The organism is Acinetobacter sp. ACNIH2, assembly GCF_002934965.1.
GTDB classification, from domain to species: domain Bacteria; phylum Pseudomonadota; class Gammaproteobacteria; order Pseudomonadales; family Moraxellaceae; genus Acinetobacter; species Acinetobacter tandoii.
The window spans coordinates 1-11,959 of record NZ_CP026413.1 but is presented as its reverse complement, the minus strand read 5'-3'; the positions used below and the strand labels follow the sequence as shown (position 1 = coordinate 11,959).

Here is an 11,959-nt window from a genome sequence, read left to right as displayed (position 1 = left end):
TTTAGGAGACGTATTAAAGAATACAACAAGTGTATTCTTTAATACACTCAAGGTTTAAAGCCTAATTGCTTAAGTAACCTAAAACACCATTTCTAAAATCCTCACTGGTAAAGGTTCTATCAACAAAACGCATATCTTCTTCTGTATTTATTAAATCTCTCAAAAAGCCGAGTTGATAATCCCATTCATGATCTAATTGTATAGAGCCACTAATTTCTGAACCGTCAGAAGTCTCAATTTGGATATGAGCTGAATAACCTTTAGTATTTTTTTTAGCACTTAATAAAGCAATTGCATCAATAAGCATTTCAAATTCCTTATATGACTATAGTTTAATTATTTAGTCTCAGATTTTAATTCTGGATCCTTCACTCACTGAGAGTTTAGTTGTTAACAGCATTGTTTTTAGTAGCTGACATAAATCCCACTTTTTCTAAGTATGGATACAGTTCTTTAGCACGATGTGGATCTTGCAGCATGTCAGCTATACGAATTGCAAATTGCGGAAAGCTTTCGGTGCCTTGGGAGTACTTACTCATCTCAGGTAATTGAGAGAGTTTATTAGCAAATAAATGTCGCTGAGCCTTAGTCATTTTTGAAACAAGATCTACGGTATTTGGATCTCGTGTCGAGTTTAAATTCTGCTCTGTTTGCTTGTTTTTAAATAAAAATGAAAAGCCGTAAATTGAACGTCCTTTTTTATGTTGTTCGTATTCAACAGTGATGTCAGTGTGTTCATTAAGCTGTTTAACTGAAATATCTAGTACTCGTTTTTTTAAATCAGAAATTATCGCGTAGTCTGTTTTATCAACTCCTAATTTTTCTCTAAAATCGGCTAATTCAAAAATTGGCGTTTTACCTGTACTTCGCCACGCTATTAAAAGCTCATATAAACGGATTGCATAAGCACTACTCAGATTACTAATTTGTTCTAGCTCATATTTAGTAAAATGTTCTTCTAATCTTGTAATTAATGGAACAATGGCTGGGGAAAAAATAAGTTTAACCACGGCTTCATTCTCTATATATCTGATTTCACTAACCCATCTAGATTTAATATGTTCTATGTTTTTAGAGTTTTTTTCTTGATAGCTAAACTGACGTAAGAACAGTGCATTACAAGCATTTTTCAATGTTGTATAAGCCGTATTTCTATGAACATTAAATTGATGTGCATAACTTTCAGCATGAACAACGAGTGGGTCGTTTGTATTGATACCTTTTCCACTTTCTCTAGCTTCAACAATAGCTAATAAGATTAGTCTTTGCTCTGCTAGATCTAGGTTGTAACTAGCATTGATTAAAGCATTATCTTTGACGACAGTATTTTTCATATCTTTATTTTGACGTGATCATTTGATGTCAATATATTGACACTATATTTTGATGTCAATGATTTTTTAGGTTATGCAAGATAAACGTCCATGTATAGCAAGATAAACGTCCATGTATATTAAAAATAATAGGTTATAAAATGTTTATTTAATATATTATCTAATCTATTATTTATAATAAAAACAATAATATATATAGATATTTTAAGATAATATCTTTGATATTATGTATTTAATATTTATTAAATATCTAATATATAATCGGAATTAATAAAAATTCATTAAATACAAACACTTATTGCAATTAGGTGGTTTATAATTCAACCTTAAAATTGACATTATAATATTTGTCAATATATGCAAGATAAACGTCCATGTATAGCAAGATAAACGTCCATGTATAGCAAGATAAACGTCCATGTATAGCAAGATAAACGTCCATGTATAAGCTCTGTAACCCTTTATTTTATAGGGCTACAGAGCATCTAAAAACATTAAAAGTATTTAAAAATAATTAAAAACGTGAATCATGAAAAATTGCCCTTGGTTTTCGCTTCGCTCAAACTCTATTGAATCTCGCTTTCGCTCGATTCGAGGGGCAATTTTTTGGTTAATATTTTCGTGAGTTTTAGAAAAAGCAAAAGCAACTCGGAATTCGCTTCGCTCATAGTACTTTTTTGCTCGCTTCGCTCGGTCTAGGCTCAATTTTCTACATATGATTTACGCCTTTTTTGACTTCACAGCCTAAAAAGCTGTTTTTCAGGGAGTCTAGGCACGACTTTTTGATGTTCGCTCGTAGACACTCGCTCTGATATAACGATTAGAGGCAAAAAATAGGGGGTAGACGCGTTTTTTCACTGATTATCAAGATTACCTATATCAAATAGAGAAAATGGCTTAAAACGCAAATCAGCGCAAAATGGAAAGCAGTTTATAGTCGTACTCAGGACTTTGATCTCAGTTATTTATGTGTGATGAGGGACACACAGATTTTTAATTTCGTTCAGCAGAATCGGCTGCGTCAGGATTTTTTAAGTGAGGTCCCCACTAACCGTTTTTAAAAAGTCGGATCAAAGACTTTGATTTGACTTGTTTTCTCAAGGTTCTTGGAATTTCTGGATCCGATGCCACTCGAATCTGATCTTCTAGGTCGATTTTTACAAATGTGGCTGGAGGGTTTAGACCGCCAAGTCTATGAAGTTGCCAAACTTCATCCTCAAACCACATTCTTCCAATTCTCTTACACACTCCAACTTAATGGCGTGTCCTTTCGTTACTCATTTCAACGCTCGCCTTTCACTCGAATTGAAATGCTTCCTTTGCCATTACAGCAAAGCCCTACTAAGTCACTCTCCCACAGTTCTGTTTTCGGAAGTTGCCTCCGATTGAATAAAGACCTCTTCAAATTAAAGAGAAATCTTTAAGCAATACGGCTTCGTCATTAAACAAAACTGCTTCCCAAGTTAGTATTAAAACAGTTGTTTTCAGTTGCCTGAAAACTGGCAGAACCCGTGCCGATCTCCTACATACAACACCTACATTCCTATCTCCCCCGATCGCAGTTCCAAGTCGTATCAGGTTTATACAATGCAATATGTAGTTAATAATCATCCACGTTCACGCCTTACCCATATCGACATACACAGCCTAAAAAGCACCATGTTGACGACCTTACAGGCTTGAGCTATCCATTGATCTCGACAGCAAAACAGAATGTCTTCCGACAAATTCACTGTTCTACCTAAAATCGAGTACCGATTGCGCCAGCTTTCGCCTTGCAACCCTGACACCTCACGATGCCCTCAAAAGCCCACCTGTGGGTATAACCTACGCCCTTGTCTTTATTTTTGTTTTTGACTTGAAGCGTCTGGTTATCAGCTATTCACGAGGTTACTCATTCCGTGAGTCCTCTGACTGTCTGTTTTAATACAGGGTTTTGGCCCTTTCAGCCTAGGAGGGAAGTTACTCCCACCGCCACGTCACCGTGATCCCGTGTCCTTGTCGCCCAACTGACCTCCACCTTGGGAGTGGAGGGTGTTCATTCATCAAAATGAGTGAACAGGTAGAAAGCGGGAGTCACACCCGCCAGCCCCTAGTGTAGCCGCGCCAGCTAGAGTTTCCTCACGCACGCAGCTTCACCACTAAAGCTTCTCAAAGACTGGCAATCCTCAAGAAGGGGGAGTGTGTCTGATTCATGGGTAGGCAACCCAGGAACCAAACAGAAAAGAATTGGCTCATGGATTGGCAGTCCACGCAAAAAATCAAAGACCCTAAAAGGGTTATATTTGATCAAGTTGCGGTCGTCAAGCCCATTTCGGGGGAACTGCTATTTATAAAATCTCCGAAGGTGATTTCTCATTCTGCTTAAAGTTTCAAAAATGCAATTTTTGAGACTTTAAGAATTCCTTATAGAATTTTTAATAAATATCTTTTATAAATCTCTTATAGAATCACTTTATTAAAATCACTTTAAGAGTAATAAAAAAATGATTTATTACAGCTATGTTCCTAAAGATTTTACAAAACATGTCATGGGAATGATGACGAACGAATATGATCTTGTTTCTAAGAAATTCATATTGAATATGAATACTGATGAAGCAAGCCGTATGATTTCAAAATGGATTGAGCGTTATCATTTACTGGAAACAGCCCAACAAACCTATCGAAGAAGATTGAACAGTGAGCCAGTTTTTAGCTTGCTGGTTCATTTCACTTATAGTTATTTACCAGGACTGAGTGAGAGTGAATGCTGGGAAAAATTTGATAAAAATGAACCTGCTTTTTTGGTGCAAGTAGAGGCTTACCTGTTTTGTCGAACCAGTGATGCTTTCTTATTGGATGAAAAAACTCAAAAAGTTTTGAGCAAAACAGACAAACAAGATTTATTGAAGATTAACCGTAAAATCTTTGAGATCTGTCCAAGTTCAGAGTCTTTTAGTTACATTGGTGATGTTAATCCAATCAGCTGTGGTAGATATGAACTGGTACGTCTGACCAAGCCGAAAAAAAGCATTAAAGAGCTTCAAGCCAAGAATTGGACCAATGAAAAACATGTCACAGATTGGACTTGGCGTTTGACTGATAAAGCCTATAAGGAACAACTAGAACAAGGAAAAAGGGTCGTTTTGCGGTTTCAGAGCCTGATTGAAAAAAATGCCAGTCTGGATGAGAAGAAAGCCTATTTTGAACGCCATTTCCGGGCCTTGGAGGGCTATTTAGGCTACCGTGGGGTACGTCAGCAGATCGGAAATTTGTATCACCTAGAAAAACGCTTATTCAAGGATAAATATAATCAGCCCTGGTTTGATCATGGTGCCCGGACTTTAAAACTTTCATATATGAAAAAACTGAAAAGTCCGATTGTAAATAATTCATCATATCAAGAAGCAGAAGCTCATTTTAGGAGTGTATTAACGGAAGATCTCAACAAAAAATACGAAAAATGGAAGGCGAAGTCCAATAAAACCGAGGTATAGGATGTTTTTTAAATCAATCTCAATTAACAATGGTGATAACTCATGCAGAAATATCCTGATGATTATTATCTCAGCCGCCAAGAAATTGACGATTTGAGAGCTGAGGCTAAACACGCGGCAAAATATATGAAAGCTTTTTTCGATTTTAAGACCGAAGCTCGTTATTTATTTAGTGTGACATGGTCCGCCCAAGACGGGGAATTTATTGGACTCTGTGCCGAATTCCCGTCGCTATCCTGGCTAGATCCAGACCGTGATAAAGCACGCTCAGGCATTGAGAGACTTGTCTTTGATGTATTACAAGACATGAGTTCCACTGGAGAAGCCATACCTTAATATTTTTGGAAAAATGCCTGATTCCGCTGGATGTATTCATTCAGATTATTTGAATCTAAGCCGAATATTTGAAGTTTTTTATCGACATATTTAAAAAAGAAGCAGTAAACAATGTGCATTATCCCAAGTGCCAACGCTTCCATTTTGATAACCGGAAATAGAGCAGTCGTGTCCGTAACGAGAATTTCTAATGTGAAACGATTAAAAAAATAGATGAAAAAAGTCACCAGACTCAACAAAGTCAAAAGTGCATAGGCTTTAACACAAGCCTTGCAGTGCTTATTCATTTTTTCCAGTTTCTGAAAAGTTATAGGATTCATTTTGCTCTCTAGGCAGTTAAATTTTTAAGTGAAGAAATTTCTACCGATTCTAAATATCCAGGATTAAAAAAGGGAAAAAATTTCTGTTAGATGATCCCGTGCTTTGTAAAAAAAATATCAAAATTATAAAGAGTTGAATTCTATTAATACATTGAAATTAAACATAATTTTTAATATCGACACACATGATAGCTACCTAATGGAGCTAATTTAGGTAGCTATCATGTGTGATGCTAAGCTTTAAATTTTTTATAAAATATAAGCATTTGATTTTAAATATTATTTTGTTTATGTGGCAAAAATAAAACTCAAACATTAATATTTATAAGTTATTGAAATTAAATATAAAATTCAGATCACACATAATACCTACCTTGATGTGGAAAGAAGCTATTGTGTGTGTCGATCAGAGCATTATATGTAGAAAGGTCTCTAGTTCTTTATCCTGTCTACCCGACTTGTAATATGATTCATATATCAGCTAATTGGGAGTACGGCACTATGTCAACAGTAGATCTAATTGATGAAGATGACCTCTGTACACGACAAATTTCATAGGGCCCTTGTCCTATCAGGCTTTTTCTTTCTTAAAATTGCTAGCACTTTCTTAAATTCTTCTTTTTTTCCAAAACCAATCAAACGTAGAATAGCCATCTGAACATAGTCCAAACCGTAGCGAAATAAACTTACTGAAAGTCGTCCATGCTTCTTTAGTTTTATCGCTTTTTTTCGATCATGTTGCCATTCACCTGTTAAATAGCACCAACAGAAACCGATCGCTAGCACTGCTATCAATTTCTTGACTCGTCTAGGGTCTGTTAAACGAGTATTTTCAAGATTGAATCCACGTCCTTTGAGACAACTAAATAAGGTTTCGATTTCCCAGCGTAATGCATAATCACCAATAGCAGAAGCATTAAACATAGGAGAAACAACAAGTAAAAGTTCTCCATCTTCTAATCGTAGCGCACTAATATACAGTTTCACTCGACCAACCCAAATACGTCGTTTACGACATTCTGTTTGACCAACTTGAAGATGACGAAATAAATCACTAATTTTATGATTCTTGGCTAAGTGATTGGTCACAATAAAGTTTTTTTAACACGTATACAGAAGTTAATGTCATTTTCAATTAACCATGTAAACCATTTCTCACCGATAAATTCTCTGTCTGCGAACACATTCACAATACGATCTTTACCAAAAATGGAGATAAAGCGTTGAATCAAAGCAATACGCTCTTTTGTATCTGAATTTCCACGTTTATTGAGCAATGTCCAAACAATAGGTATCGCTATTCCACGATAGACGATGGCTAACATCAAGATATTGATATCTCGTTTTCCCCATTTCCAGTTGGTTCTATCCAAAGTTAATTGGACTTTATCGAATGAAAATATATTGAAAATTAACTGAGAAATTTGACGATAATCGAAATACTGATCTGCAAAGAAGCGTTGTATACGTCGATAAAATGATTGTGGTAAGCACGTGATGGGTAAGGCTTTAGATGCAGAAGAAAGATTACATGTCTGTTTTACAATTAATGCCAGCATAATCAGTGTAAAACATTTTACACGTGACTTGTTCCACTTTAGATATTTGTTTAAGATGAGATGTAACTCATTGAAATGTGTCATCATATTCGTCGTCAGAAAACAAGTATTATGCCATTATTTCAATGAGTTGTCTTTTTTTGTCGTGTACAAAGTTGCGTTATATAAATTCCAAATTATTCGTGCGACTGAAAAATTTAAGGCAATTGTAATTTCAGCTTCTATTGCGATTGCTTTAGTTTTTGTTGTGCAGATTGTTTTACGTTTGATCTTTGGTTCAAGTATTCCTTATATTTTTGAAAGCAATTGGTTAGGTATTGGTTTTGCTGGATTTGTTGCTGTAATTGCTTCACTGAACTTAATTTTGGATTTTGATCTTATTGAAAATGCAGCAGCACAACGCGCTCCTAAAGCATTTGAATGGGTCTGTGCGATTGCTTTACTTGCGACTTTAGTGTGGATGTACTATTCATTCATGCGCTTATTAAGCCTAATTCAAGGTGATGATTAAATTTGAATTGATATCAAACATAAATCGTCTTCACATGAAGGCGATTTTTTTATGCAAGATTGTAAAAAAGGTGGATTATGCAATTCCGAAAAATCAGGAATATTGGCATGATGTGGTGAAAATTTTTCGAGTGAGAATAAGATGTCACAAGGACTTTTAGCTGGTAAGCGTTTTTTAATTGCTGGTATTGCAAGTAAATTATCAATTGCTTTTGGTATCGCATCGGCTTTACACCGTGAAGGTGCAGAATTAGCGTTTACTTATCCAAACGAAAAGCTGAAAAAGCGTGTTGATGACTTTGCAGCACAGTTTGGTTCAACCCTCGTTTTCCCTTGTGATGTAGCGATTGATGCAGAAATTGACAATACTTTTGTCGAGTTGGCAAAACACTGGGATGGTTTAGACGGTGTTGTGCATTCGATTAGTTTTGCACCTGCACATACGCTAGATGGTGACTTTACCGACGTGACGGATCGTGAGGGTTTTAAAATTGCACATGACATTAGTGCGTATAGCTTTGTTGCGATGGCACGTGCTGCAAAGCCTTTATTACAAGCACGTCAGGGTTGTTTATTGACTTTGACTTATCAAGGTTCTGAGCGTGTGATGCCAAATTATAACGTGATGGGCATGGCTAAAGCGTCTTTAGAAGCGGGTGTTCGTTATTTAGCACTAAGCTTAGGTAAAGAGGGGATTCGTGTGAATGCGATCTCTGCGGGTCCAATCCGTACATTGGCTGCATCTGGTATCAAATCATTCCGTAAAATGTTGGATGCCAATGAAAAAATCGCTCCATTACAGCGTAATGTAACGATTGAAGAAGTGGGTAATGCAGCGTTATTCCTTTGCTCACCGTGGGCTTCAGGTATTACAGGTGAAATCCTTTATGTTGATGGTGGTTTCAATACTGTAGGTATGAGCCAAAGCATGATGGATGATGAATAATTAGATTGATCTAAATTATTTGATAAAGCCGCTTTTATAGCGGCTTTGTTTTTTAAGGAGGGTTGATTCTTTAAATTCTTTGTACACGACAAAAAAAGACAACTCATTGAAATAATGGCATAATACTTGTTTTCTGACGACGAATATGATGACACATTTCAATGAGTTACATCTCATCTTAAACAAATATCTAAAGTGGAACAAGTCACGTGTAAAATGTTTTACACTGATTATGCTGGCATTAATTGTAAAACAGACATGTAATCTTTCTTCTGCATCTAAAGCCTTACCCATCACGTGCTTACCACAATCATTTTATCGACGTATACAACGCTTCTTTGCAGATCAGTATTTCGATTATCGTCAAATTTCTCAGTTAATTTTCAATATATTTTCATTCGATAAAGTCCAATTAACTTTGGATAGAACCAACTGGAAATGGGGAAAACGAGATATCAATATCTTGATGTTAGCCATCGTCTATCGTGGAATAGCGATACCTATTGTTTGGACATTGCTCAATAAACGTGGAAATTCAGATACAAAAGAGCGTATTGCTTTGATTCAACGCTTTATCTCCATTTTTGGTAAAGATCGTATTGTGAATGTGTTCGCAGACAGAGAATTTATCGGTGAGAAATGGTTTACATGGTTAATTGAAAATGACATTAACTTCTGTATACGTGTTAAAAAAACTTTATTGTGACCAATCACTTAGCCAAGAATCATAAAATTAGTGATTTATTTCGTCATCTTCAAGTTGGTCAAACAGAATGTCGTAAACGACGTATTTGGGTTGGTCGAGTGAAACTGTATATTAGTGCGCTACGATTAGAAGATGGAGAACTTTTACTTGTTGTTTCTCCTATGTTTAATGCTTCTGCTATTGGTGATTATGCATTACGCTGGGAAATCGAAACCTTATTTAGTTGTCTCAAAGGACGTGGATTCAATCTTGAAAATACTCGTTTAACAGACCCTAGACGAGTCAAGAAATTGATAGCAGTGCTAGCGATCGGTTTCTGTTGGTGCTATTTAACAGGTGAATGGCAACATGATCGAAAAAAAGCGATAAAACTAAAGAAGCATGGACGACTTTCAGTAAGTTTATTTCGCTACGGTTTGGACTATGTTCAGATGGCTATTCTACGTTTGATTGGTTTTGGAAAAAAAGAAGAATTTAAGAAAGTGCTAGCAATTTTAAGAAAGAAAAAGCCTGATAGGACAAGGGCCCTATGAAATTTGTCGTGTACAGAGGAAGATGACAATGAATCAGGTATTGCTGCCAAAGCTGCAAATGTACTTCGAGACCGCTTTATTGCCGCAGCGCAAAGAGGAACAGTGCTGTATGTAGAAAATGATAATTTAATGAGTAAAACACCGAATGGTGTGCCAATTTTGGTTAAACACTTGGACGGCCGGAATCCTGACCTTGCTTACCGACTTGCTGGGCGACGAACTTTTAAAATTAAAAAACGTAAAATTAATTCGAATTGAGGCAGGCTTTTACTCCCATTCGATCGAATTTCGAATAAGAGATGTTCTGTAAATTTAGAGTATACCTCAAAGTAACGTCATGACAGCAAAAATCCTTAACCTAAAATCAATGGTTTAGAAGCCGTGAAACATCCTGTTAGCAACGATTAAAACAAGTCTTAGATTTATACGTGATAATAAAAACCCAGTTCTATGCACTGGATTTTTCTATCTGGGGCTTACAGTTCAAATTTCGAATAAGAGATTTTATGTTAAATAGGTTCGATTAAGCAGATCGTCTTCTAATTTTGAACATTGCTCATCATCAATGACTCCGGTAATACTTTGTAGCCACAACCCATCTGCTGCTAAACGAAGTAACTCTAAATCAGGATGACTATCCGTTTCTGCATGTTGAGATAATCTATTTTTTAGCCATTCCATCCAAATTTTATTAAAGGTAGGCTCTGTGATCATAGTCATTGATAACGCTGACCAAGCAGAAACCACCCCATCTATTTGATGGATAAAAGAACTATGAATATAAGCTCGTGTGAATTTACCATATTCTGTTGGATCGCGTTTAATCAAGTATTCAACTGTTTGATCTAAATCAAGAATTATTTGATTGAACATTTCTTCTATCAAATTTTTTTTATTCGGGAAATGGTGAAATACCCCCCCTTTTGTTATACCTACTGCTGTAGCAATATTTTGAATAGAAACACCAGAAATACCCTTTTGAGAAACAAGAATAGTTGCCTGTTCAAGGATGCGCTTTCGAATAACCTCTGGTTGCTTCTTTTGTTGCCGAATTTCTTTCACTTAATGACCTGCTGATTGCGAAAATAAATTAATAATTATTACGCCAGATACGATAAAACCAATTCCAATTAAAGCAGGATTATCTAGTGTCTGTTTAAAAACAAAGTAGCCAACTACAGCAGTTAGAACAATCCCAACACCAGCCCATATAGCGTATGCGATACCTAAAGGGATTGTTTTAATAACTTGTGATAATAAATAAAATGCCGTGCTAAAAAAAATAAAGACCATCACGCTTGGAAAAAGTTTTGTAAACCCTTCCGATTTAACTAAAAAACTACTTCCAATCACTTCGGAAACTATTGCAAATCCAAGTAATACATAAGCGAGTAACACACTGTTCATAAGTAATCATACCTAAAATACCAATCGGAAGGTATGTTAAATTTTCAAAAAAAAATTATCAATAATTATTTTAGATTTTCTAAAATTAACATAATACACGTTATACGAAATGCGTTATAATTCCACTTAGAAATCAATGCTGTAGTTTCTAGTTGATAGCCCACCTTCCCCAAGGTGGGCTTTTTTTGTGATTTTTCACGTTCCACGCTTACTTCTTGAGCAATGCTCCACGGTTTTAATAAGCCCAGGTGAACAATCAGATCAGCCATATGGCTTAAAGAAGCGGCTCCAGAAGCCTCTTTTTTCCGGTTCTGGGTCTACGTGTTCAGGAACAGGGATTCGCTTGTTTTCTTTTTCAACCGGAATAGTCAATCCATCATCTTTAGGTTTGGTTTCTAGTTTTGGATCTATCGCTATATCTGTTTCGGGTTGATGATTATTAGCTGTAGTGGCTTGGGATGGTTTCATTTCAATGAGGGTCAGGAGTGTGTCGATGCGAGAATTAGCTTTTGCTTCTCTATCTTCTGCCTTTTCTAGTTGTTTCTTTAGAAACTCAATCTGATTTTTGAGTTCTTCCACTGTTTTATCATTGTATTCAGGTGTATCTAGGTTTTGTATCGGAGACATGTCAATACGTTTTGGGTGTTTTCCACCAAAAGGCTCACCATAGACACGAAGTAATTCTGAGAAGTCGATAGAACCATCATGATCACGACTTAATACTCCGTTTTTTATATCTTTGTAGAGTGTGGCCCGAGATTTTTTATACAGTGTTGCAGCATCACTAACACTGTATTTTGTACTTGTTTTCATACTGTATTACTGTGTA

12 protein-coding genes and 1 pseudogene are annotated in these 11,959 nt (G+C 36.0%); 6 read left to right on the top strand and 7 right to left on the bottom strand.

The features are described from left to right. Positions 1-61 precede the first annotated feature (61 nt). Positions 62-307 (bottom strand): hypothetical protein, encoded by a 246-nt coding sequence (locus C3F34_RS18260; protein WP_005404787.1) that lies wholly within the window; start codon positions 305-307, stop codon positions 62-64. A 76-nt stretch (positions 308-383) separates the two neighbouring features. After that, positions 384-1,334: a replication initiation protein RepM gene (gene repM, locus C3F34_RS18255; protein ID WP_005404786.1), complete on the bottom strand. Its 951-nt coding sequence runs from the start codon at positions 1,332-1,334 to the stop codon at positions 384-386. Positions 1,335-3,820: 2,486 nt separating this feature from the next. Here repM and C3F34_RS18235 point away from each other — a divergent pair. Continuing rightward, the gene (locus tag C3F34_RS18235) at positions 3,821-4,813 is read left to right on the top strand and encodes a hypothetical protein (protein WP_228155376.1); all 993 of its coding nucleotides are present in this window, start codon (positions 3,821-3,823) and stop codon (positions 4,811-4,813) included. Positions 4,814-4,939: 126 nt separating this feature from the next. Next, positions 4,940-5,149, top strand: a complete 210-nt coding sequence (locus tag C3F34_RS18230; protein ID WP_005404800.1) for a hypothetical protein — start codon at positions 4,940-4,942, stop codon at positions 5,147-5,149. Here C3F34_RS18230 and C3F34_RS18225 read toward each other — a convergent pair. Both C3F34_RS18225 and C3F34_RS18220 read right to left on the bottom strand, forming a co-directional pair. Continuing rightward, on the bottom strand, positions 5,146-5,469 hold the full coding sequence (locus C3F34_RS18225) for a hypothetical protein (RefSeq protein WP_104442387.1): 324 nt from the start codon (positions 5,467-5,469) through the stop codon (positions 5,146-5,148). The genes C3F34_RS18230 and C3F34_RS18225 overlap by 4 nt on opposite strands. Before the next feature lie 552 nt (positions 5,470-6,021). After that, positions 6,022-7,112, bottom strand: a protein-coding gene (locus C3F34_RS18220; protein WP_104442269.1) for an IS4 family transposase whose coding sequence is annotated in 2 segments (ribosomal slippage) — positions 6,022-6,572 and positions 6,572-7,112 — 1,092 coding nt in all. Because the reading frame shifts where the segments join, the coding sequence is not laid out codon by codon here. 76 nt (positions 7,113-7,188) lie between these two features. On the opposite strand from C3F34_RS18220, the pseudogene C3F34_RS18215 reads away from it, so the two are divergent. From C3F34_RS18215 to C3F34_RS18200, 4 genes and pseudogenes are all read left to right on the top strand, one after another. After that, a pseudogene (locus C3F34_RS18215) lies at positions 7,189-7,539 on the top strand (Bax inhibitor-1/YccA family membrane protein); the annotation flags it as partial. Between the two features lie 141 nt (positions 7,540-7,680). Continuing rightward, positions 7,681-8,484 (top strand): enoyl-ACP reductase FabI, encoded by an 804-nt coding sequence (locus C3F34_RS18210; RefSeq protein ID WP_104442038.1) that lies wholly within the window; start codon positions 7,681-7,683, stop codon positions 8,482-8,484. 148 nt (positions 8,485-8,632) lie between these two features. Then, positions 8,633-9,723, top strand: a protein-coding gene (locus C3F34_RS18205) for an IS4 family transposase (protein WP_104442269.1) whose coding sequence is annotated in 2 segments (ribosomal slippage) — positions 8,633-9,173 and positions 9,173-9,723 — 1,092 coding nt in all. Because the reading frame shifts where the segments join, the coding sequence is not laid out codon by codon here. A 3-nt stretch (positions 9,724-9,726) separates the two neighbouring features. After that, on the top strand, positions 9,727-9,981 hold the full coding sequence (locus tag C3F34_RS18200; protein WP_104442386.1) for a hypothetical protein: 255 nt from the start codon (positions 9,727-9,729) through the stop codon (positions 9,979-9,981). A 246-nt stretch (positions 9,982-10,227) separates the two neighbouring features. Here the strand turns inward: C3F34_RS18200 and C3F34_RS18195 are convergent, their stop codons facing one another. The 3 genes from C3F34_RS18195 to C3F34_RS18180 form a co-directional block, all read right to left on the bottom strand. Then, positions 10,228-10,785, bottom strand: coding sequence for a TetR/AcrR family transcriptional regulator (locus C3F34_RS18195; RefSeq protein ID WP_005146114.1), 558 nt, complete (start codon positions 10,783-10,785; stop codon positions 10,228-10,230). Next, a complete protein-coding gene (locus C3F34_RS18190; RefSeq protein ID WP_005146112.1) occupies positions 10,786-11,130 on the bottom strand; it encodes an SMR family transporter in 345 nt (114 codons plus the stop codon). It abuts the gene before it with no gap. Positions 11,131-11,391: 261 nt separating this feature from the next. After that, on the bottom strand, positions 11,392-11,943 hold the full coding sequence (locus C3F34_RS18180; protein ID WP_005404788.1) for a plasmid replication DNA-binding protein: 552 nt from the start codon (positions 11,941-11,943) through the stop codon (positions 11,392-11,394). Positions 11,944-11,959: the final 16 nt, after the last annotated feature.